At 74.6% G+C, this 20,338-nt stretch carries 18 protein-coding genes and 1 pseudogene; 9 read left to right on the top strand and 10 right to left on the bottom strand.

Going from position 1 to position 20,338, the window contains the following annotated elements; translation table 11 throughout:
* Positions 1 to 45 precede the first annotated feature (45 nt).
* The 4 genes from CCN29_RS05335 to CCN29_RS05320 all read left to right on the top strand — a co-directional run bounded on the left by CCN29_RS05335 (position 46) and on the right by CCN29_RS05320 (position 5,080).
* Positions 46 to 1,890, top strand: coding sequence for an ABC transporter ATP-binding protein (locus tag CCN29_RS05335; protein ID WP_086680274.1), 1,845 nt, complete (start codon positions 46 to 48; stop codon positions 1,888 to 1,890).
* A complete protein-coding gene (locus CCN29_RS05330) occupies positions 1,887 to 3,668 on the top strand; it encodes an ABC transporter ATP-binding protein (protein ID WP_086680262.1) in 1,782 nt (593 codons plus the stop codon). Before CCN29_RS05335 ends, CCN29_RS05330 begins: the two co-directional genes overlap by 4 nt.
* A 642-nt stretch (positions 3,669 to 4,310) precedes the next feature.
* Positions 4,311 to 4,781, top strand: a complete 471-nt coding sequence (locus CCN29_RS05325; protein WP_006135154.1) for a DUF5709 domain-containing protein — start codon at positions 4,311 to 4,313, stop codon at positions 4,779 to 4,781.
* Positions 4,782 to 4,825: 44 nt separating this feature from the next.
* Positions 4,826 to 5,080 (top strand): type B 50S ribosomal protein L31, encoded by a 255-nt coding sequence (locus CCN29_RS05320; RefSeq protein ID WP_031016453.1) that lies wholly within the window; start codon positions 4,826 to 4,828, stop codon positions 5,078 to 5,080.
* 59 nt (positions 5,081 to 5,139) lie between these two features.
* Here the strand turns inward: CCN29_RS05320 and CCN29_RS05315 are convergent, their stop codons facing one another.
* Positions 5,140 to 5,934 carry a metal-dependent hydrolase gene (locus CCN29_RS05315; RefSeq protein ID WP_006135156.1) on the bottom strand — a complete coding sequence of 265 codons (795 nt, stop codon included), beginning with the start codon at positions 5,932 to 5,934 and terminating at the stop codon, positions 5,140 to 5,142.
* Between the two features lie 145 nt (positions 5,935 to 6,079).
* Here CCN29_RS05315 and CCN29_RS05310 point away from each other — a divergent pair, with 145 nt between their 5' ends.
* Complete coding sequence (locus CCN29_RS05310; protein WP_442538242.1) at positions 6,080 to 8,593, top strand: DEAD/DEAH box helicase; 2,514 nt, start codon at positions 6,080 to 6,082, stop codon at positions 8,591 to 8,593.
* A gap of 19 nt (positions 8,594 to 8,612) precedes the next feature.
* Positions 8,613 to 9,479 carry an acyl-CoA thioesterase gene (locus tag CCN29_RS05305; protein WP_006135159.1) on the top strand — a complete coding sequence of 289 codons (867 nt, stop codon included), beginning with the start codon at positions 8,613 to 8,615 and terminating at the stop codon, positions 9,477 to 9,479.
* A gap of 34 nt (positions 9,480 to 9,513) precedes the next feature.
* On the opposite strand, the gene CCN29_RS05300 is transcribed toward CCN29_RS05305, so the two are convergent.
* Both CCN29_RS05300 and CCN29_RS05295 read right to left on the bottom strand, forming a co-directional pair.
* Positions 9,514 to 10,527 (bottom strand): DUF6397 family protein, encoded by a 1,014-nt coding sequence (locus CCN29_RS05300; protein ID WP_031059601.1) that lies wholly within the window; start codon positions 10,525 to 10,527, stop codon positions 9,514 to 9,516.
* A gap of 127 nt (positions 10,528 to 10,654) precedes the next feature.
* A complete protein-coding gene (locus CCN29_RS05295) occupies positions 10,655 to 11,062 on the bottom strand; it encodes a roadblock/LC7 domain-containing protein (protein WP_006135162.1) in 408 nt (135 codons plus the stop codon).
* 113 nt (positions 11,063 to 11,175) lie between these two features.
* Between CCN29_RS05295 and CCN29_RS05290 the strand changes: the two genes are divergently transcribed.
* Positions 11,176 to 11,604, top strand: a complete 429-nt coding sequence (locus CCN29_RS05290) for a PPOX class F420-dependent oxidoreductase (protein ID WP_006135163.1) — start codon at positions 11,176 to 11,178, stop codon at positions 11,602 to 11,604.
* Between the two features lie 40 nt (positions 11,605 to 11,644).
* On the opposite strand, the gene CCN29_RS05285 is transcribed toward CCN29_RS05290, so the two are convergent.
* From CCN29_RS05285 to CCN29_RS05265, 5 genes and pseudogenes are all read right to left on the bottom strand, one after another.
* Positions 11,645 to 12,250, bottom strand: a complete 606-nt coding sequence (locus CCN29_RS05285; RefSeq protein WP_006135164.1) for a GTP-binding protein — start codon at positions 12,248 to 12,250, stop codon at positions 11,645 to 11,647.
* 79 nt (positions 12,251 to 12,329) lie between these two features.
* Positions 12,330 to 12,740: a DUF742 domain-containing protein gene (locus CCN29_RS05280; protein ID WP_086680260.1), complete on the bottom strand. Its 411-nt coding sequence runs from the start codon at positions 12,738 to 12,740 to the stop codon at positions 12,330 to 12,332.
* 22 nt (positions 12,741 to 12,762) lie between these two features.
* On the bottom strand, positions 12,763 to 13,197 hold the full coding sequence (locus CCN29_RS05275; RefSeq protein ID WP_031016442.1) for a roadblock/LC7 domain-containing protein: 435 nt from the start codon (positions 13,195 to 13,197) through the stop codon (positions 12,763 to 12,765).
* Positions 13,194 to 15,764, bottom strand: a pseudogene (locus tag CCN29_RS05270) (sensor histidine kinase). Before CCN29_RS05270 ends, CCN29_RS05275 begins: the two are co-directional and overlap by 4 nt.
* Positions 15,765 to 15,814: 50 nt before the next feature.
* A complete protein-coding gene (locus CCN29_RS05265) occupies positions 15,815 to 16,588 on the bottom strand; it encodes an MHYT domain-containing protein (RefSeq protein ID WP_086680258.1) in 774 nt (257 codons plus the stop codon).
* A 149-nt stretch (positions 16,589 to 16,737) separates the two neighbouring features.
* Here CCN29_RS05265 and CCN29_RS05260 point away from each other — a divergent pair, with 149 nt between their 5' ends.
* Both CCN29_RS05260 and CCN29_RS05255 read left to right on the top strand, forming a co-directional pair.
* On the top strand, positions 16,738 to 17,337 hold the full coding sequence (locus CCN29_RS05260; protein WP_006135171.1) for a class I SAM-dependent methyltransferase: 600 nt from the start codon (positions 16,738 to 16,740) through the stop codon (positions 17,335 to 17,337).
* Positions 17,338 to 17,515: 178 nt separating this feature from the next.
* Positions 17,516 to 18,358 carry a hypothetical protein gene (locus tag CCN29_RS05255; protein ID WP_031059612.1) on the top strand — a complete coding sequence of 281 codons (843 nt, stop codon included), beginning with the start codon at positions 17,516 to 17,518 and terminating at the stop codon, positions 18,356 to 18,358.
* A 126-nt stretch (positions 18,359 to 18,484) separates the two neighbouring features.
* Here CCN29_RS05255 and CCN29_RS05250 read toward each other — a convergent pair whose 3' ends face one another.
* Positions 18,485 to 18,667 carry a tail-anchor membrane protein gene (locus CCN29_RS05250; RefSeq protein ID WP_006135174.1) on the bottom strand — a complete coding sequence of 61 codons (183 nt, stop codon included), beginning with the start codon at positions 18,665 to 18,667 and terminating at the stop codon, positions 18,485 to 18,487.
* Between the two features lie 198 nt (positions 18,668 to 18,865).
* Positions 18,866 to 19,285, bottom strand: coding sequence for a hypothetical protein (locus tag CCN29_RS05245; RefSeq protein ID WP_031016436.1), 420 nt, complete (start codon positions 19,283 to 19,285; stop codon positions 18,866 to 18,868).
* Positions 19,286 to 20,338 lie beyond the last annotated feature (1,053 nt).

Here is a 20,338-nt window from a genome sequence, read left to right as displayed (position 1 = left end):
CCGTCCGTGGGCGTCGCGGCCCCTGCTCCGAGCCACTGGGACATCATGCAGATTCACGACCTTCCGTACCCCGATCCGGGCGTGCCCGACGCCCGCTCGGGTCCTCGATTCCTGTGGTGGCTCTTCCGCAACCAGCTGGGCGGACAGCTGAAGTCACTGGCCTGGGGCCTGCTGCACTTCGGGTCCGTGGCCTCGCTGCCGTTCTGCGTCGGTGTCGCCGTCCAGGCCGCGGTCGACCGCTCCGGCGGGCGGCTCGCCCTGGCGGGCGGGCTGATGGCGCTGGCAGGCGCGGGCGTCGCGGTCGGCGACACCTTCCTGCACCGCGCCGCCGTAACCAACTGGATCACCGCGGCCGCCCGGGTGCAGCAGCTGCTGGGCCGCAAGGCCGCCGTGCTGGGCTCCGTGCTGACCCGGCGGGTGGCCGCGGGCGAGGTCGTCGCCGTCTCCACCGGTGACGTGGAAAAGATCGGCTGGTTCGTGGAGGCACTGTCGCGCTTCACCGCCGCCGCGGTCACCATCGTCGCCGTCACCGTCGGCCTCCTCGTCTACCAGCCCGCTCTGGGTGCCGTCGTCGCCGTGGGACTGCCCGTGCTGGCGCTCGCGGTGCTGCCGCTGCTGCCCCCGGCCACCCGGCGCGCGGACGTCCAGCGGGAGAAGGCCGGACGGGCCACCGAGCTGGCCTCGGACACCGTCGCGGGACTGCGGGTGCTGCGCGGCATCGGCGGCGAGGACCTGTTCCTCGACCGCTACCGACGCGCCTCGCAGGAGGTGCGCCACGCGGCCGTGCGCAGCGCCCGCATGTGGTCGCTGATCGCGGCCGTCCAGGTGCTGCTGCCGGGCCTGCTGCTGATCACGGTGGTCTGGTACGGCGTCCGTCTGGCCCGCGACGGCCGGATCGACGTCGGTGAACTGGTCACCGTCTACAGCTCGGTGATGCTCCTTACGTTTCCTCTGCGCCATTTCGAGGAGATCGCGATGGCCTACTCCTTCTCGCGCCCCTCGGCCAGGCGGGCCGCGCGGGTGCTGGCGCTGGAGCGGGCCACGGACACCGACGGCACGCGTGCCGCCGAGACCCCGGCCGGCGACCTGTACGACCCGGAGACGGGGCTGTGCGCCCCGTTCGGGCTGCTCACCGCCGTGGTGTGCGGGGACCCGGACGCGGCGGGACGGCTGGCCGAACGGCTCGGCGGGCACGCCGCGCAGGACGGCACCTCCGTGCTGCTCGGCGGGGTGCCCCTGGACGAACTGCCGCTGGACAGCGCCCGTACGGCCGTGCTGGTGCAGGACAAGGACCCGGTGCTGCTCTCCGGCACGCTGCGGGAGCTGCTGGACGTGCCCGCGTCCGGCGCGGTCGACCCGGGGGCGGCGCTGGAGGCCGCGCAGTGCCAGGACGTGCTGGCCGCGCTGGTGCAGGGGTCGCTGGGCGCCGAGGACCCGATGGACGCCCGCATCACCGAACGCGGGCGGTCGCTGTCGGGCGGGCAGCGCCAGCGGCTCGCGCTCGCCCGGTCGCTGGTCACGGACCCGGAGGTGCTGGTGCTGGACGAACCGACCTCGGCCGTCGACTCGCACACCGAGGCGCGCATCGCCCAAGGCGTGCGCGGCCTGCGGTCCGGGCGGACCACGGTGGTGTTCACCTCGTCCCCGCTGCTGCTGGACCGCGCCGACCGGGTGGTGTTCCTCCACGAGGGCACGGTCGTCGCGGTGGGCGGTCACCGGGAGCTGGTGCGCACCGAGCCCCGCTACCGGGCCGTGGTGACTCGCGAGACCGAGGAGGAGACGGCGCCGGCCGTCGCGCTCCACGCCGACGACGGAGCGCGGCCCACGGGTGAGGTCCCGGACGGCCTGGAGGAACTGGAAGAGCTCGAAGAGATCGAGGAGAAGGCATGATCGGCGTCGCGCCACCGGCCTACGACCCGGCGGCCCCGACAGCGGCCAGCACGCTGCCGGTGGGCGCGCCCGCGACCGTACGCGCGTACGTGGCCGAGCTGCTCCGCCGGCACCGGCGGGCCTTCCTCCTGCTGGTCGCCGTCAACACGGTGGCCGTGATCGCCTCGATGGTGGGCCCGTACCTGCTGGGCGGGCTCGTGGAGCGGGTGTCGTCCGGGGATCGGGAGCTGCACCTGGAAGTCACGGCGGCCCTGTTCGTGGCCGCGCTGATGGTCCAGGCCGGGTTCGTGCGGCAGGTACGGCTGCGCGGCGCGATGCTCGGCGAGCGGATGCTGGCGGACCTGCGCGAGGACTTCCTGGTGCGGTCGGTGGGACTGCCGCCGGGCGTGCTGGAACGGGCCGGCACCGGTGACCTGCTGTCCCGCATCACCACCGACATCGACCGGCTCGGCAACGCCATGCGCGAGGCCGTGCCCCAGCTGGCGATCGGCGTGGTGTGGGCGGCCCTGCTGCTCGGCGGACTGGTCGTCACCGCGCCGGAGCTGGCGCCGGCGGTGCTGGTCGCGGTGCCGCTGCTGGTGGCCGGGTGCCGCTGGTACTTCCGGCGGGCGCCGCGCGCGTACCGCTCGGAGGCGGCCGGATACGCGGCGGTGGCCGCCGCGCTCACCGAGACCGTGGACGCCGGGCGGACGGTGGAGGCGCACCGCCTCGGCCCACGCCGCGTGGCGCTGACGGACCAGCGGGTCCGGGAGTGGACGGCCTGGGAGCGCTACACGCTGTGGCTGCGCTCGGTGCTGTTCCCCGTGATCAACATGACCCACGTCACGGTCCTCGGCTCCGTCCTGATGATCGGCGGGGTGTTCGTGCTGCGGGGGTGGATCGGCGTCGGCCAGCTCACCACGGCCGCGCTGATCGCGCAGATGCTGGTGGACCCGGTCGGGCTGATCCTGCGCTGGTACGACGAGCTCCAGGTCGCGCAGGTGTCGCTGGCCCGGCTGGTCGGCGTGCGGGACATCGAGCCCGACGCCGGGGACCCGGCGGTCACGCCCGAGGGACGGCGGGTGCGGGCGGACACCGTGCGCTTCGGCTACCTGGAGGGCGTCGACGTCCTGCGCGAGGTGTCCCTGGAGGTGCCGCCGGGGACCCGGATGGCCCTGGTCGGCCCCTCGGGTGCGGGCAAGTCCACGCTGGGCCGGCTGCTCGCGGGGATCTACGCGCCCCGGGAGGGACGCGTCACCCTCGGCGAAGCGGAACTGTCCCGCATGACCGCGGAACGGGTCCGCTCCCACGTCGCCCTCGTCAACCAGGAGCACCACGTCTTCGTCGGCTCCCTCCGCGACAACCTGCGGCTCGCCCGCACCGACGCGGAGGACGCCGAGCTGTGGGCGGCGCTCGGCGCGGTCGACGCGGACGGCTGGGCGCGGGCGCTGGAGGACGGCCTGGACACGGAGGTCGGCTCGGGCGGCTTCGCGCTCACTCCCGCACAGGCGCAGCAGATCGCCCTGGCCCGGCTGGTGCTGGCCGACCCGCACACGCTGGTCCTCGACGAGGCGACCTCGCTGCTCGACCCGCGCGCCGCTCGTCACCTGGAGCGCTCCCTGGCCCGCGTCCTCGACGGCCGCACCGTCGTCGCCATCGCCCACCGTCTCCACACCGCCCACGACGCGGACGTCATCGCCGTCGTCGAGAACGGCCGCATCAGCGAACTGGGCAGCCACGACGACCTGGTCGCGGCGGACGGGGCCTACGCGGCGCTGTGGCGCAGCTGGCACGGCTGAGGGGACGCTGCCGCTGGGGGTCGGGGGTCATTCCCGGTATCCCCGGTACCCGCGGTATCCCCGAGGCGGGATGTCCGGCACCGGCCGCGCCCGTCTGTTGGGTAGGCCGGTGCGCCCGCGCGCGGCGGTGTGGCGCCTTGCGTGGGGGTGCCTGGCGCGCCCGACGCGGCTCGCGCCTGGCGCGCCCGCACCCGTGCGGGGCCGGCGTGCCGCACAGCACGCCAGGCGAGGGCTCTCGTCGCAGGCGGCGCGTACCTACGCGCGGCGGTGTACCGGCCCGCCGCCCACCGCCCAGGCAACGCCTTGCGTCGCAGGCGCCGCCTGCCGCCCAGCCGGATGCGCGTCCGATGCGTCCCCGTGGCGCCCCCGGGTCCGCTCGCACGCGCCGCGCGGCCACACCACAGGCGCCGCGGCCCGTCGGCGCGCCGGCCACCGCCCACCGGCCAGGACAGCGGGCCGGCGTTTGCCGGTTACGGCCTGTGGCGTTGCGGGGTCGGGAGATCCGGTGGAAGGCTGGAGGCAGGCATCGGCCCGGGGAGCGTCCGGGTAGCGGAGCGGGTCCGAACGGGCTCGGTGCCCGTGGAGACGGCCCGTGCGGGCCACGGCGGGCGACGCGGCCCGCCCCACCCCCTGGAGGTGTCCGTGAACAGCGGTGACGGTTGGGGAGACGACGTCTACCAGCCCGACGCGTCCGAGATCCAGGACGACGCCGGTCTGCTGGACGCCGAGGACACGCTGGAGACCGACGGTGTCGCCGACCCCCTCGACCGGGGCTGGTCCCCTCCGGAGCGGCCCTGGGCGGTGGAGCACTACGGTGTGACCGCCGCCGAGCAGCACGAGGGCGAGACCCTGGACCAGCGGCTGGCCGAGGAGCTGCCCGACCTCCCCGTGCCGGACGGCGACGACCTCGGGGATTCCACCGGCACCGACGGGGAACTCCTGGACAACGAGGTCGGTGCGGCACGCTCCGGCCGGCTCGTCGCCCCCGACGAAGGGGCGCACGAGGACGAGGAGGAGGCGCTGGTCGCCGGCGACGTCGGCATCGACGGCGCCGCCGCCTCCGCCGAGGAGGCCGCCGTGCACATCGTGGACGAGGACAGCCTGCCGGGCTGAACCCGCCTACCCGGCCGCGGAACCCAGCCGCCCGAGGAGCACCCATGCAGAAGGACAAGCACCCCGAGTACCACCCGGTCGTCTTCCGGGACCGGGCCGCCGGATACGCCTTCCTCACCCGGTCCACCGCGTCCAGCGGGCAGACCATCGAGTGGGACGACGGCGAGACCTACCCGGTGGTGGACGTGGAGATCTCCTCGGAGAGCCACCCGTTCTACACGGGCAAGGCCAGGACCGTGGACACCGAAGGCCGAATCGCCCGGTTCGAGCGCCGCTACGGCGGTGAGGGCGGCGGCTGACCGGCGGCCGCCCGTTCCGCGCGTCCGCCGTCGCACAGGGGCGCCGCCGCTGTACGCGGCTATATGACGTTGAGCGCCGCCGCGCAGCCCACCCCGCCCAGCACCATGAACACCGGCATCAGCACCTTCAGCTCCACCCAGCTGCCGGCGCGGAACCGCAGCGCCTTCGGCGGGCCGACCGGGTACCAGCGCTTGCGGCCCACGGGTATGGGCCACAGGACCGGGCAGCCGGAGACGGTCAGCGCGTCCCCGATGTCGTGCACCAGGGCGCCCAGGACGATCGGCAGGCCGAGCCACAAGTACTCCTGGCCCGGCTCGGTGAACAACCATCCGGCGCCGTTGCCGGGCTGGTCGAGGATGTCCGCGATGATCCAGGCGCTGGTCGCCGCCAGCAGCCACACCAGCACGTCGCTGCTGGAGCCGCGCGTCGCCCGCCACAGCAGGCCCTCGATGGCCAGCACCATGTGCACGAAGAGGATGAACAGGACCGCCCAGCGGCCGCCGGTGATCGCCAGGGCGGAGGTGCCGGCGCCGATGGCGACCGCCCACAGCCAGGTGTGGGTGAGGGTGCGGTGACCGCCCGAGCGACGGGGGTCGCCCGGCTTCTTCGTCGCCTTGTAGACCGCGTAGGACAGCTTGTCGACGATCTCGCACAGCCAGCGGGAGACGGGGCCGAAGGACCGCGAGATGGTGGCGGCTTTGTGGTCCAGGTCCGGGGCGAGCGCGGCGCCCGCGCAGATCAGCGCGCCGGCCAGCAGCACCGGCCAGGGCATGGGGCGTCCGGCCGCGGCCGTCGCCGCCCCCACCCCCAGCCAGGCCGCGGCGCCCGACAGTGAGTGTGCTGGTCCCATCATGGCCTGTGCCCGCCCCATTCCTCTTTCACCGCCGCCCGGTTGACCGGGGACGTTGACGCTGCGCCGGCGACACAGCGTAGCGGTAGCGATCTTCGAGCCGACAGCCGATTCCCGCATCGGGTGTGCGGGCAGGCAAGATGGGGTGGTGACCCTCATCGATCAGCTGCCGCCGACCGCAGACCCCGACGCCCTGTACGAAGCCTTCGAGTCGTGGGCGCAGGAGCGCGGCCTCACCCTCTATCCGCACCAGGTGGAGGCGCTGATCGAGGTGGTGTCGGGGGCGAACGTGATCGTCTCGACGCCGACCGGCTCGGGCAAGAGCATGATCGCCGCGGGCGCCCACTTCGCGGCGCTGGCGCGCGACGAGGTCACCTTCTACACGGCCCCCATCAAGGCGCTCGTCTCGGAGAAGTTCTTCGAGCTGTGCAAGATCTTCGGCACCGAGAACGTCGGCATGCTCACCGGCGACGCGTCCGTGAACGCCGACGCCCCGGTGATCTGCTGCACCGCCGAGGTGCTCGCGTCGATCGCGCTGCGCGACGGCAAGGACGCCGACGTCGGCCAGGTCGTGATGGACGAGTTCCACTTCTACGCGGAGCAGGACCGCGGCTGGGCCTGGCAGATTCCGCTGCTGGAGCTGCCGCAGGCGCAGTTCGTGCTGATGTCGGCCACGCTGGGCGACGTCTCCTTCTTCGAGAAGGACCTCACCCGGCGCACGAACCGCCCCACCGCCGTCGTCCGCTCGGCGACCCGGCCGGTGCCGCTGTCGTACGAGTACCGGTACACGCCGCTCACCGAGACGCTGACCGATCTGCTGGAGGCCCGCCAGGCGCCGGTGTACATCGTGCACTTCACCCAGGCACAGGCGGTGGAGCGGGCGCAGGCGCTGATGAGCATCAACATGTGCACGCGGGAGGAGAAGGACAGGATCGCCGACCTGATCGGCAACTTCCGCTTCACCACCAAGTTCGGCCGCAACCTGTCCCGTTACGTGCGGCACGGCATCGGCGTGCACCACGCCGGCATGCTGCCCAAGTACCGGCGGCTGGTGGAGAAGCTGGCGCAGGCGGGCCTGCTGAAGGTCATCTGCGGCACCGACACCCTCGGGGTGGGCGTCAACGTGCCCATCCGCACGGTGCTGTTCACCGCGCTCACCAAGTACGACGGCAACCGGGTGCGCACGCTGCGGGCTCGGGAGTTCCACCAGATCGCGGGGCGCGCCGGGCGGGCCGGCTTCGACACCGAGGGCTTCGTGGTCGCCCAGGCGCCGGAGCACGTCGTCGAGAACGAGAAGGCGCTGGCGAAGGCGGGCGACGACCCGAAGAAGCGCCGCAAGGTGGTGCGCAAGAAGGCTCCCGAGGGTTTCGTCGCGTGGAGCGAGCAGACCTTCGAGAAGCTCATCGGGTCCGAGCCGGAGCCGCTGACCTCCCGCTTCCGCGTCACCCACACCATGCTGCTGTCGGTGATCGCCCGGCCCGGCAACGCCTTCGAGGCGATGCGCCGGCTGCTGGAGGACAACCACGAGCCGCGCAAGCAGCAGCTGCGCCACATCCGGCGGGCGATCGCCATTTACCGGTCGCTGCTGGACGGCGGCATCGTCGAGAAGCTCGACCGGCCGGACGCGGAGGGACGCATCGTGCGTCTCACCGTCGACCTCCAGCAGGACTTCGCGCTCAACCAGCCGCTGTCCACGTTCGCGCTGGCCGCGTTCGAGCTGCTGGACCCCGAGTCGCCGTCGTACGCGCTGGACATGGTGTCCGTGGTGGAGTCCACGCTGGACGACCCGCGGCAGATCCTCGCCGCCCAGCAGAACAAGGCGCGCGGCGAGGCGGTCGCCGCGATGAAGGCCGACGGGGTGGAGTACGAGGAGCGCATGGAGCGCCTCCAGGACATCACCTACCCGAAGCCGCTGGAGGAGCTGCTCTTCCACGCGTACAACACGTACCGCAAGTCCCACCCGTGGGTCGGCGACCATCCGCTGTCGCCGAAGTCGGTGATCCGGGACATGTACGAGCGGGCGCTGTCCTTCACGGAGCTGGTGTCCCACTACGAACTGGCCCGCACCGAGGGCATCGTGCTGCGCTACCTCGCCAGCGCCTACAAGGCGCTGGAGCACACCGTCCCCGACGACCTGAAGTCGGAGGACCTGGAGGATTTGATCGCCTGGCTGGGCGAGACGGTGCGCCAGGTCGACTCCAGCCTGCTGGACGAGTGGGAGCAGCTCGCCAACCCGGAGGAGATGACCGCCGAGGAGGCCCAGGAGAAGGCCGACCAGGTCAAGCCGGTCACGGCGAACGCGCGCGCCTTCCGGGTCCTGGTCCGCAACGCCATGTTCCGGCGGGTGGAGCTCGCCGCCCTCGACCAGGTGGACGAACTGGGCGAGCTGGACGGCGAGTCCGGCTGGGACGCGGACGCGTGGGGCGAGGCGATGGACAAGTACTGGGACGAGTACGAGGAACTCGGCACCGGTCCCGACGCCCGCGGGCCGAAGCTGCTGATCCTCGACGAGCAGCCGGAGAACGGGCTGTGGCGGGTCCGCCAGATCTTCGACGACCCGAACGGCGACCACGACTGGGGCATCAGCGCCGAGGTCGACCTGACCGCCTCCGACGCGGAGGGCCGTGCCGTCGTGCGGGTCACCGCCGTCGGCCAGCTCTGAGCACAGGAGAGACGCACCCATGACGAACCCGGCCGAGAGCCTCGTCGATCTGCTCGACCTGGAGCAGATCGAGGTCGACATCTTCCGCGGCCGCAGCCCGCAGGAGTCCCTGCAGCGGGTCTTCGGGGGACAGGTCGCGGGCCAGGCGCTGGTCGCGGCCGGCCGCACCACGGAGGGCGACCGCCCGGTGCACTCGCTGCACGCGTACTTCCTGCGCCCGGGCCGGCCCGGGGTGCCGATCGTGTACCAGGTGGAGCGTGTGCGGGACGGCAGGTCGTTCACGACCCGCCGGGTCACCGCCGTGCAGCAGGGCCGGACGATCTTCAATCTGACCGCCTCCTTCCACAAGCCTGAACAGGGGAGTTTCGAGCACCAGCTGCCGCCGGCCCGCGAGGTGCCGGACCCGGAGTCGCTGCCGACGGTCGCGGAGGAGATCCGCGAGCACCTGGGCGCGCTTCCGGAGCAGTTGGAGCGGATGGCGCGCCGCCAGCCCTTCGACATCCGCTACGTCGACCGGCTGCGCTGGAAGCCGGACGAGATCGAGGGCGCGGAGCCGCGCAGCGCGGTGTGGATGCGCGCGGTCGGGCCGCTGGGCGACGATCCGCTGGTGCACACCTGCGCGCTGACGTACGCCAGCGACATGACGCTGCTGGACGCGGTGCGGATCCCGGTGGAGCCGCTGTGGGGTCCGCGTGGCTTCGACATGGCGTCGCTGGACCACGCCATGTGGTTCCACCGGCCGTTCCGGGCGGACGAGTGGTTCCTGTACGACCAGGAGTCGCCCATCGCCACGGGCGGCCGCGGGCTGGCGCGCGGCCGGATCTACGACCGGGAGGGCCGCATGCTGGTCTCGGTCGTCCAGGAAGGTCTCTTCCGGGCGCTGTGAGGTGAGACGCGGCCCGTCACCGCGCACCGCCGGCTCAGGGGCGCGATGCGGTCCGGGCGGTCCGGGCGGTTCGGTGGCGCCAGCGGGCGAGCAGGCCTCGGCGTCTGGCGCGGTCGCCGGCGGCCGGGGTGTCCGGAGTGTCGGGGCGGGACGGAGGCGCGGGCCGGGACGACGCCGGTGAGAGCACCGGCCTGCGGGACGCGGGCGGCCGGGGCGCCGGGCGGTGGGCTCGGGCCTCGTCCACGAGGCGGGCCAGGTCGGCCCGCAGCCAGGCGATCTCGTCCGGGTCGCACGCCGTCATGAGGTCCGCCGCGATCCCTGCCCCCGGCGAGTCGGGGCTCGCGCCGCCGGGCGGCCGGCGGCGGAACCCGTTGAGGTGGGACCGGTCGTAGGGGTCCCGCACCACCTGCGCCACGTGCAGCGGTTCGAGGAACGACGCGACCGCGCCCGCACGGGCCCAGGGGTCCTCGTCCTCCCGGAGCAGGAAACCGAGGTGCCTGCTGCGCCAGTTGCGGGGCCGCAGGTCGATCCCGGAGTCCAGCAGACCGCGCAGTCCCTCGGGCGTACGCCCGGTCAGCAGCGGCGCGCTCTTCGCGTCGTCGCCGAACAGCCGTAGCTCGTCGGCGAGATAGAGCCAGACCACGGCACGGTAGCGGTTGAGGTGGAACGCCACCGGGACCAGCAGGCCGAGCCTGGCCAGCCGGGTGAACCGCGTCTTCGCCACGTCCAGCAGCGCGGCGCCTTCCGCGGTCCCCACGGCGTGCACGCTGCGGCGCAGCGACTCGGGGAACCCCGGTCCGGCGCGCAGCCGTTCGATCTCGGCCCGCGCGACCCGCCGCTCCCCCGGCGTCCGGCCGGGCTCCGTACGGATGCGGCCGAGCCGTACGCCCAGGTCGAACTCCATGCGTCGCAGGCCGAGTTCGCGGGCCGCGCGGCCGGTCGTCACCCAGGAGTCGTCGGTCGCCACGACCGGCCGGACACTCGTGTCGAAGGCCGTGACGGATCGCCGCGTGGTGGTCGTGGTGGTGGTCGTCTGCTGTCGGGACATGCTCGTCTCCCCCGTGCGTTCGGAGGGCGGGCGCCGGTCGCGCCCGCTCCGGGAAAGACGGTAGCCATTTCGTCACGCAGCGTGCCAACCCTGTGGATAACTCGCCCCGTAACGACGAAGGCGCTGGTCAGGCGCCCGCGCCCGGTTCCGGTCGGCGGGTGTCGACGTCCAGGTGTTCGCCGACCCGGTTGACGAGCAGCGTCATCTCGTAGGCGATGTGTCCGATGTCCGCCTCGGCGCCGCTCAGGACGCAGAGGCAGCTTCCGCTGCCGGCGGCGGTGACGAAGAGCACCGCCTCGTCGAACTCGATCATCGTCTGGCGCACCCCGCCCGCGCCGAAGTGCCGCCCCGAGCCCTTGGCGAGGCTGTGCAGCCCGGACGAGACGGCGGCCAGATGCTCGGCGTCCTCGCGGCGCAGGCCCGTGCTCGCCCCCGTCACCAGGCCGTCGTTCGAGAGGATCAGCGCGTGCCGTACGTGTTCGACGCGCTGGGTCAGGTCGTCCAGCAGCCAGTCGAGTCCCTGGTTCTGCCCCATGTCGTGTGTCTCCCCCTGTTGTCCCCGTGTGCCCCGTGTCGTCCCCTCCGGTCGGGAGGGTCCCTCCGCCAGCCTTACCCACGACCGGGCGACGGGCAAGGAAGATGAGAGCCATGGGACACAAGATGACCGAGGAAGAGTGGCGGGCGTTCGTCTCGAACGGCACCCGCACCGGCAAACTGGCCACCGTCCGGGCCGACGGACGTCCGCATCTGGCACCGGTCTGGTTCGTGCTCGACGGGGACGAGGTGGTGTTCAACACCGGCGCGGCGACCGTGAAGGGACGCAACCTGGCCCGTGACGGGCGGATCGCCCTCTGCGTGGACGACGACCGGCCGCCTTTCGCGTACGTGATCCTGGAGGGCCGGGCGCAACTCTCGGAGGATCCCGGGGAGCTGCGGCACTGGGCCGCCCGGATCGGCGCGCGCTACATGGGCGAGGACCGCGCCGAGGAGTTCGGCGCCCGCAACGGCGTGCCGGGGGAGCTGCTGGTCCGGGTCCGTGTCGACAAGGTGCTGGCCGAAAAGGGCGTGGCGGACTGACGGCGGGCGGGGCGCCGGGTCGGCCCGCTCCCCGCCGCGGTCATCCCACCGAGTCGAGCAGCCGGGCGGTGTGCATGCGTCCGGCGTACTCGACGAGCTGGATGAGCACCTCCTTGCCCGACACGCGTTCGCGGGCGTCGCACAGCACCACCGGCGTCCCGGGGTCGAGGTCGAGCGCCCGGCAGACGCTGCCCGTGTCGTGCCGCCGGGCGCCGGCGAAGCAGTTGACGGCGACGACGAAGGGGATCTTCCGGTGCTCGAAGTAGTCGACCGCGGGGAAGCAGTCCTCCAGCCGCCGGGTGTCGGCCAGGACGACCGCGCCGAGCGCGCCCTGCGCCAGTTCGTCCCACAGGAACCAGAAGCGGTCCTGGCCCGGGGTGCCGAAGAGGTACAGGGAGAGCCCGGAGCGGATGGTGATGCGGCCGAAGTCCATGGCGACGGTCGTGGTGACCTTGTGGTCGACGCCGTCGGTGTCGTCCACCGTCCGCCCGGCCTCGCTGAGCATCTCCTCGGTGCGCAGTGGCCGGATCTCGCTGACCGCGCCCACCAGCGTGGTCTTCCCCACGCCGAAACCGCCGGCGACCAGGATCTTCAGCGCCAGAGCCGTCGTCTCGCCGGCGGGGGCGTCGGGGTGTTCGGGGGTCATCGTTCGCTTCTTTCGTGAGGGTAGTGCGACGCTCTTTCGTCGAGGTGCTGCTGTCGTGCCGTCGGCCGTGGGTGGTCCGCTACAGCGCCCGCAGGCCCGCGATCACCTCGCGGAGCACCCGCTCGTCGGGCAGCTGGGCGGGTGGTACGGGCCGGCTGACGGTGACCCGGCCTCGTTCCAGCAGGTCGCCGAGGAGGACCCGGACGACGCCGACGGGCAGGTCGGCGCCGGCCGCGAGTTCGGCGACGGACTGGGTCTCCGGGCGGCACAGGTCGATCAGCGTGCGGTGCTCCGGGCCGAGCGCGGGGTCGTCGTCGGCGGGCGCCGCGGGGTCCAGGGTGACCAGGGCGATCAGGTCGAAGCGCACGCCGGTCGGGCCGGGTGCGGTGCGCCCGCCGGTCACGGCGTAGGGCCGGACCAGCGGGCCTGCCTCCTGGTCGTACCACTGGCCGCCCGGTTCGCGCGGGGCGCCGGTCGTGTCGTCGGTCATCTGCGGGGACCGCTTCCTCGTCTCATCCGGCCGGCGGCCGGGCGGCGACGCGCGGCGCGGTGTCCAGGTGCTCGCCCACGCGCCGGACGAGCCGTGCCATCTCGTAGGCCACGAGGCCGATGTCGGCGGTGACGGAAGTGAGCACCGCGAGGCAGGAGCCCTCCCCCGCGGCGGCCACGAACAGGAAGGCGTCGTCCATCTCGACCATGGTCTGGCGTACGCCGCCGGCCCCGAAGTGGCGTCCCGCGCCCTTGGCGAGGCTGTGGAAACCGGAGGCGACGGCGGCGAGGTGCTCGGCGTCCTCGCGGCCGAGGCCGCCGGAGGCGCCCATGGCGAGTCCGTCGCCGGACAGCACCACGGCGTGCCGTACGTCGGCGACGCGGAGCACCAGGTCGTCGAGCAGCCAGTCGAGTTCGCCGGAGCGCCGGGCTGTGCCGGTGCGCGGTTCCTGGATCATGCGGGGTCTCCTTCGGTGCTGGGCCTCTCCGTGCCGGGGGCGGCGCCGGGCGGCCGGCCGCCGCCGCGCGTCCAGCCGGCGCGGTAGGCCGCCATGCGGTCCCGTACGAGTTCGGGGGTGCGGTCGTCGTCCCGGCCGCCGCCCCGTGCGGGCCCGGGCGTGTCCGGCCGGCCGTCGCGGAGCTGGGGCGCCAGGCTGGCCTGGCGTACCCGGCGGGGCAGGTCGTCGGAGCCGGCCTGCTCCTCCTGGCGGTGCAGGCGCAAGGTGGCGGCTCCCTGGGGACCGCGGGGTGCGGTGTCCGCGTCCTCGTGCGGCACGGGGTGCGCCTCCTCGGTGCGGTGGTCCGGCGGCGGGTCGGCGACGGGGGCCACCAGGGCACGCCGGGTGTCGGGGGCGGCGACCGCCCTGGGCCTGTGCGGGACGGAACCTGTTCCGGTGTGCGGGACGGGGGCGGGCTCGCGCCGGTCCGGGTGGTCCCCGGCGGGTGTCGCGTGTGGCGTGCCGGGACGGTCCCGCTCGGCGTGTTCGCCGAGCAGCACGGTGGGGAGCAGGACGACCGCGGTGGTGCCGCCGTAGGGGGAGGTCTTGAGATGCACCTTGATCGCGTGGCGGGCGGCGAGCCGGCTGACCACGAAGAGGCCGAGCCGGTCGCTGTCGAACAGGTCGAGCGCCTCGGACTCGGTGATGCGGCGGTTGGCCTCGGCGAGAGCCTCCTTGCCCATGCCCAGGCCGCGGTCCTCGACCTCGACGGCGTAACCGTTGCCGACGGGTTCCCCGGTGACCCGCACCCGGGTGTGGGGCGGCGAGAACTGCGCCGCGTTCTCGATGATCTCGGCGAGGAGGTGGGTGAGGTCGGCGACGGCCGCGCCCGCGACGGACGTCTCGGCGAGCTGCCGCACCTCCACGCGCGCGTAGTCCTCCACCTCGGAGACGGCTGCGCGCACCACGTCGGTCAGCGGCACGGGCTTGCGCCAGGCGCGTCCGGGGGCGGCGCCGGAGAGGATGATGAGGCTCTCCGCGTGGCGGCGCATGCGGGTGGTGAGGTGGTCGAGGCGGAAGAGGTCGCTCAGCTCGTCCGGGTCGTCGGAGCGGCGTTCCATGCTGTCGAGCAGGCTGAGCTGACGGTGCACCAGGACCTGGCTGCGGCGGGCGAGGTTGACGAAGACGCCGCTGATCCCGCCGGCCAGTTCGGCCCGCTCCACGGCGGCGCGCAGCGCGGCCCGGTGGACGGTGCCGAGGGCCTCGGCGACCTGGCCGGTCTCGTCCTGAGCGGGCGGGCCGTGCGGGGCCTCCGCCCGGATGTCGATCTCCCCGCCTCCGCGCAGTTTCCGCATGGCCGCGGGGAGTTTGCGGTGCGCGATGTCGAGGGCGTCGTCGCGCAGGGCGACCAGTTCGATCACCAGGCCGCGTCCGATGCGGACCGAGATGACGAGCGACGCCCCGGCGGCGAGGAGGCCGAACAGCACGGCGGCACCGGCCGGCCCGAGCAGTCCGCGCTCCACGGGGTCGGCGCGTCCGGCGACCGACTCCGCCGCCCGCCGTTCGACGGCGCTCAGCTCGTCCCGCACCCGGGCGTGCGCCGCGTCCCAGGTGCCGCGGGGGACGGCTTCGGCGGCCCGTGACTCCGGGTCGGCGGCGAGGATCTTGTCCTCGGCCGTGTAGAGGACGGCGTAGGGACGGCTGCCGGCGAGCGTGCTTCAGGCGGTGCGGGCCGCTTCGGGCAGGTCGGGCGTGGCGGAGGCGGCGAGCGTGCGGCGCAGTTCGACCGCCCCGGTGAACAGGCGCAGGCGGTCCCCGGCGAGGCTGCCGTGCAGCCGGGCCGCGGCCAGGATCGCGTCCTCCTGGGCGAGGGCCTCCCCCGCGCGGGAGAACTCGAGCAGCACGCGCGCGTGGGCGCCGAGTTCGGCGTCCTGGACGCCGGTGAGGGCGCCGCCCACGCCGAAGGCCCCGGCGATGGCGTCCGTGTACCGCTCGTACGTCCGGGCCCAGCCCGCCCGGCCCTCGCGGACCTCCGCGCGCAGCGGACGCAGTCGTTCCGCGGCGGTGACGAAGGCGTCGAGCCGCTCGGCGGCCGCGCGGGGCAGTGCCTGCCCGTCGGCGACGGTACGGTCCTCGCCGAGCCGCAGCCGGGCGACGGCCCGGTCGGTGCGCCGCGCGAGACGGGTGAGTTCCGCGTCCCCGACGGCCGCCGTGTCGGACGCGCGGCGCACGGCGGCGGCGCGCTCGGCCTGGAGCGCGGTGAGGGCCTCGGCGACCGGGGCGCGGACGGCGGCGTCGGCGCGCTGCACCTGGCGCAGCCGGGCGACGTCCTGCGCGGTGGTGACAGTGGCGTAGCCCCAGAGGGCGAGCAGGGAGACGACCGGCACCATCAGCAGGCAGATGATCTTGGCGCGGACGGTGCGGGGCCCGGACGGGCCGCGCAGGCGCGGTGCGCCCGCCCCCGCCGGGTCCGCCGCGGACAGCGGTCCCTCGTCGGCGGGCGGTCCGGCGTGGGCGCGCCGCCCGCGGACGGGAGGCGGGGACGGTGCCTCGGCGGGGGCGCTCGGGGTCCTCCGGGGTGTGCGCATGGACTCCTCGCTCGTAGGGGCGTCGTGCGGGCGGGCCGCGGGGACGGCGGTCAGGGGACGGGGTGCCCGGCCGGCCGGCGGGCGGACGCGGACGCGTGGCGTTCCCCGGCCGCCGGGGACAGCGCCACGAACGCGGAGGTGATGAAGAGGTAGGCGCCGAGGCCGACGGCGAGCGGGAAGACGAACGACATGGCGCTCGCCCCGGGCAGCGGCTCCCCGGAGGGCGTGACCCGCACGCCGACCGCGTGCATGCCCGTGTAGTGCATGCTGCTGACGGCCGCGCCCATGATCAGGGAGGCGACGGTGACGGCGGCCGGGGAGCGGATGGCGAGGGCCGCCCACAGCGCGGCCGTGGCGGCGACGACGGCGATGAGGACGGACAGCGCGACGCGCACCGGGTCGTAGCTGACCTCGCCGTGCAGCCGGACCGCCGCCATGCCCAGGTAGTGCATGCCGGCGACGCCGAGTCCGGTGGTGAGCCCGCCGAGCAGCAGGGCCTGGACCCGGCCGGGGTGACGGCCCACGGCGAACACCCCCGCGCAGACGAACAGCATGGCGACCACCAGGCTCGCCAGGGTGAGCGGCACGTCGTAGCGGATGTCGGTGCCGCTCACGCCGAAGCCGAGCATGGCCGTGAAGTGCATGGTCCAGATGCCGGTGGCGATCGCCGAGGCGGCGGTGAGCAGCCAGTTGCGCCGCACGCGGCCGGTGGCGGCGAGCGCGCGGACGGTGCAGCGCAGCCCGAGGGCGGCGCCGGTGCAGGCCATCGCGTACGACAGCACGGGGGTGAGCCACCCGAGGGTGGCGTGGTCCAGGTGTCCCATGACCCGGGGACGCTAGGGGGCGCGGGCGCATCGAGGGGGCGCGTTTCGAAAGCGGCGCGAAGTTGACGCGCCGGTGGCGCGGTACGACCGCATCATGCTCGAACGTGCGCACACGGTGTCGCCGGTTCCGGTGAGGGATCATGCGGTGCATGAGCGACGACCACACACATGTGCAGGAGTTCTTCACCGCCCGTGCCGCCGACTGGGACCGCCGATTCCCCGACGACGGCCCGGCCTACGCCGCCGCGGTCGCCGAGCTGGGGCTGCGCGAGGGCGGCCGGGTGCTGGACGCGGGCTGCGGGACCGGGCGGGCGCTGCCCGCGCTGCGCGCGGCGGTGGGCCGGTCCGGGGTGGTGCTGGGCGCGGACCTGACGCCGGCGATGCTGCGGGAGGCGGCGCGGGCCGGCCGGAACCGGGACGGGGCGCTGCTGCTGACGGACGTGGCGGCGCTGCCCCTGCGCTCGTCCTCGCTGGACGCCGTGTTCGCGGCCGGGCTGATCGCGCATCTGCCGCAGCCCGGCGAGAACCTGCGGGAGCTGCGGCGCGTGGTGCGGCCCGGCGGGGTGCTCGCCCTGTTCCACCCGGTCGGACGGGCCGCCCTCGCCGCACGCCAGGGTCGCCGGCTCACTCCGGACGACCTGCGCGCCGAGCCGAACCTGCGGGCGCTGCTCACGGGCGCGGGCTGGCGCATGACGTCGTACGTCGACGAGGACACGCGGTTCCTGGCGCTGGCGGTGCGGGACGCCTGAGGCGTGTCGTGCCCGTGCGGGGCTTTCGTGCAGGGTCCGCGAACATGTCCGCGCACAGGGTCGTTTCGCCCCGTCCGGCCGGAAACCTGCAGCTCCGGGCGCGGGTGCGAGGTCGTGACAAGCGGCGCGAGGTCGGCATAGGGTGCGCGCCGACGGACGAACCGATGGGGAGGCTGGGATGGCCGGGACGGACCAGGAAGCCGTCGCCGCCGACGACGACGCGCTCTACGTGCTGACGGCGGCGCTGCTGACGCCCGCGAAGTTCCCCAGCGTGCTGGGCGACGACTACCCCGAGGCGTGCTCGGCGCTCGGTCTTCCGCCCGTGGCCGACGGCTACGGGCTGGTGCTCGGCCAGGACGGGGCCGGCGCCCGGTGGACCGTCGTCGTCGACGACGTCTCGCTGGTCGCCGTGGCCATCGCGTCCTGGGACTGCGGCATGGAGCACGATCTGTCGCCGGACGAGCGCACGGTCGTCGCCGCGCTGCCCGGCTGGCCCCTCGCGGTGGCCGTGGCGGCGCCGAACGTGCCCGCGCCGCACGACCCCTCCCCCGACGTGGCGGACATGCCGCCGCTGACGCCGCCGGACGCGGAGGTGTGGGGGCCGGCCCAGCGGCGTCTGGGGGCCGACGAGATCGCGCTCCAGTGGGCGACGTGGCGGGAGCAGGTCGACGACTCGGCGTTCCCGGCGCCGGACGCGGCGCCGGCGGGTGAGGGCGCGGGAAGCGGTGAGGGCGCGGGCGCGTCGGAGGGCGGGCACGGCGGGATCCGCAGGGTGCTGGCCGAGGCGCGCGCCTACGTCGACTCGCCGCCGCCGCTGGGGCGGGTGCGGTCGTCCTTCGCACCGGGCGGTGCGCGGACGCTGCGCGCGGACGGGCCCGGGTGGTCGCTGGTCGCGCGCACGGACGACATCGCCTTCGTCCTCCTCGACGACGAACCCGGCGAGGTCCTTCCGGTCGGGCGGGGGCCGGAACTGCCGGGACTGCTCAAGGCGCTCGACGAGATGGCCGTACGGCCGCTGTGAGGCGGGGTACGGGGTGGACGCTCGCGTCTGCCCGCACGCCAGGGCGCCCGGTGCCGTGCGGGCGCCCGCCTCTCCGCCGGCGCGTCCGTACGCGCCTACGTCTCTGTGCGGTCCACGTGCCCCGGCTCAGCGGCCCAGCTGCTTGCGGGTGTTCCGCCGCAGGCGTCGCCGCTGGGACGGGTCCAGGGTGAGGTAGGCGGCCGCCGGGACTCCCAGGATGATCAGGAGGGAGGCCCACCAGGGCAGCCAGATGAGCAGGATGAGCCCGACCGCCACACCCCCCGCGGCGATCTTCGCGTTCTTCGACATGTACGTCGCCTCCTTCGCGGCCACTGCCGCTCTCTGACCTGAAAACGGGTCCGCGTCGGCGGCGGTTCCTGGCCGCCACCCTGAGACGTCCCTGAGATGCACCCCCTAAGGTCTCGCAGCGGCCCACGGCCTCCTCCTCACCATGGTGACCCACCTCACAGCGCAGGGGTACCCGCGGAACGCTTCGGGCGTCGGACGTCAGGGAGCGTCCACGCCGTCGAGCCCCGGGAGCAGCGACTCCAGTCCGCTGGGCAGCGCGGTGGGCAGGCCGCTCGGCCAGTCGCTGGGCAGCTCGGTCGGGAAGCCGGAGGGCAGCTCCGTGGGGAAGTCCGAGGGCAGTAGCCCGGTCGGGAACTCGGACGGGAGGTCCAGTGACGGACCGCCGGTGGCGGTCTCGGTGGGCTCCGTGTCCGGGCCGTCCTCGTCCGACGTGACGAGCACGGCGAGCGAGACGACCAGGGCCGCCACGACCACGGCGAGCAGAAGGATCACGAGCCGGCGTCGGCCGCCCGGGCCACGGCCCGGCCCACCTCCCCCGCCGTCGTCGCCGGGCGGGCCGAAGCCTCCGCCGTGCGGCGGGCCGGGTGGCTGCTGGGGCGGTACCGGTGGCGTGGCCATGCACACATCGTCGCCGCGGGCCCGCGCCCGCGCGAGAAGACGGCGGTGAAACCGCCCGCCAGTCGTGGCACCCGCACCCGGAACGCCCAGCTCCCCGCGCGGAGCTCACGCGCCGCACACACCTGGCGCACCGGGCGCGCCCTCGCACACGGGGCGCACCCCCGGTCCACGGAACAGCGTCGCGCCCCCGTCCCTGACGCACGGGGACGCGACGCCGCACCGGCGACCGGAGGCACGCCCCACCTCTCGGCGCGCGCCCCGCCGACCACGGCCAACCCGGCGAGCACCCGGCCAACGGGTGTCGACCGGCGGTCGCCAGCCCGACGCCTGCTGGAGTGGACCCGCCAACCGGCGAGCACGCCGCCGACCGCAGCCCACCGGGGTGCGCACGCCCAACGGATGTTGACCGAGGGTTCCCGTCGGACGCGGGTTGCAGCGCCCCGCGAACCGCCATCAGACGGGAGCCGCCCAACGCCGCCTGGCAGGCACGCCGCCGACCGCAGTCAACCGGCGTGAGTCCGGCACAGCACCCTCGGTCGGCGGTACACCCGCCCGACACCGGCCGGAGTACGCGCGCCTTCGGCCACGGGAGGGCCGGGGCGTATCCACCCGACGTCGGCCGGAGCACGCGCCCGGCGACGGTCGGGTACGCCACCCCCTTGGCCACCCGGCCGGAGTACGCGCCCCCGGCCGGCCGGCCGCGCTCCGCGCCGTTTGCCGCGCGAGCGCAGGGCCCCGCCCGCCCGGCGCGAGCCGTGACACGCGGCCCCTGGCCACCCGCCCGGAACGTGCACCCGGCCACCCACGCGCTCCGCGCCGCGTGCCACGCGAGCGCCGGCAGCTGCCCCCGGCGCGAGCCGTGACACGCGGCCCCTGGCCACCCGCCCGGAACGTGCACCCGGCCACCCACGCGCTCCGCGCCGCGTGCCACGCGAGCGCCGGCAGCTGCGGGGCCCTGCGCTCGCGCGGCAAACGGCGCGGAGCGCGGCCGGCCGGCCGGGGGCGCGTACTCCGGCCGGGTGGCCAAGGGGGTGGCGTACCCGAACGTCGCCG

Origin of the sequence: Streptomyces pseudogriseolus, assembly GCA_002154585.1 — a bacterium.
GTDB classification, from domain to species: Bacteria; Actinomycetota; Actinomycetes; order Streptomycetales; family Streptomycetaceae; genus Streptomyces; species Streptomyces pseudogriseolus.
This window is presented reverse-complemented; position numbering and strand designations above follow the sequence as displayed.

Bases quoted from the DNA above. Each gene is read 5' to 3' on its own strand.
- CCN29_RS05295 (WP_006135162.1), bottom strand. From the start codon at position 11,062: ATGGGGCAGAACCAGGGACTCGACTGGCTGCTGGACGACCTGACCCAG.
- CCN29_RS05305 (WP_006135159.1), top strand. From the start codon at position 8,613: ATGACGAACCCGGCCGAGAGCCTCGTCGATCTGCTCGACCTGGAGCAG.
- CCN29_RS05265 (WP_086680258.1), bottom strand. From the start codon at position 16,588: ATGGGACACCTGGACCACGCCACCCTCGGGTGGCTCACCCCCGTGCTG.
- CCN29_RS05250 (WP_006135174.1), bottom strand. From the start codon at position 18,667: ATGTCGAAGAACGCGAAGATCGCCGCGGGGGGTGTGGCGGTCGGGCTC.
- CCN29_RS05335 (WP_086680274.1), top strand. From the start codon at position 46: ATGCAGATTCACGACCTTCCGTACCCCGATCCGGGCGTGCCCGACGCC.
- CCN29_RS05260 (WP_006135171.1), top strand. From the start codon at position 16,738: ATGAGCGACGACCACACACATGTGCAGGAGTTCTTCACCGCCCGTGCC.
- CCN29_RS05300 (WP_031059601.1), bottom strand. From the start codon at position 10,527: ATGTCCCGACAGCAGACGACCACCACCACGACCACCACGCGGCGATCC.
- CCN29_RS05280 (WP_086680260.1), bottom strand. From the start codon at position 12,740: ATGACCGACGACACGACCGGCGCCCCGCGCGAACCGGGCGGCCAGTGG.
- CCN29_RS05285 (WP_006135164.1), bottom strand. From the start codon at position 12,250: ATGACCCCCGAACACCCCGACGCCCCCGCCGGCGAGACGACGGCTCTG.
- CCN29_RS05255 (WP_031059612.1), top strand. From the start codon at position 17,516: ATGGCCGGGACGGACCAGGAAGCCGTCGCCGCCGACGACGACGCGCTC.
- CCN29_RS05290 (WP_006135163.1), top strand. From the start codon at position 11,176: ATGGGACACAAGATGACCGAGGAAGAGTGGCGGGCGTTCGTCTCGAAC.
- CCN29_RS05320 (WP_031016453.1), top strand. From the start codon at position 4,826: ATGCAGAAGGACAAGCACCCCGAGTACCACCCGGTCGTCTTCCGGGAC.
- CCN29_RS05330 (WP_086680262.1), top strand. From the start codon at position 1,887: ATGATCGGCGTCGCGCCACCGGCCTACGACCCGGCGGCCCCGACAGCG.
- CCN29_RS05245 (WP_031016436.1), bottom strand. From the start codon at position 19,285: ATGGCCACGCCACCGGTACCGCCCCAGCAGCCACCCGGCCCGCCGCAC.
- CCN29_RS05275 (WP_031016442.1), bottom strand. From the start codon at position 13,197: ATGATCCAGGAACCGCGCACCGGCACAGCCCGGCGCTCCGGCGAACTC.
- CCN29_RS05315 (WP_006135156.1), bottom strand. From the start codon at position 5,934: ATGATGGGACCAGCACACTCACTGTCGGGCGCCGCGGCCTGGCTGGGG.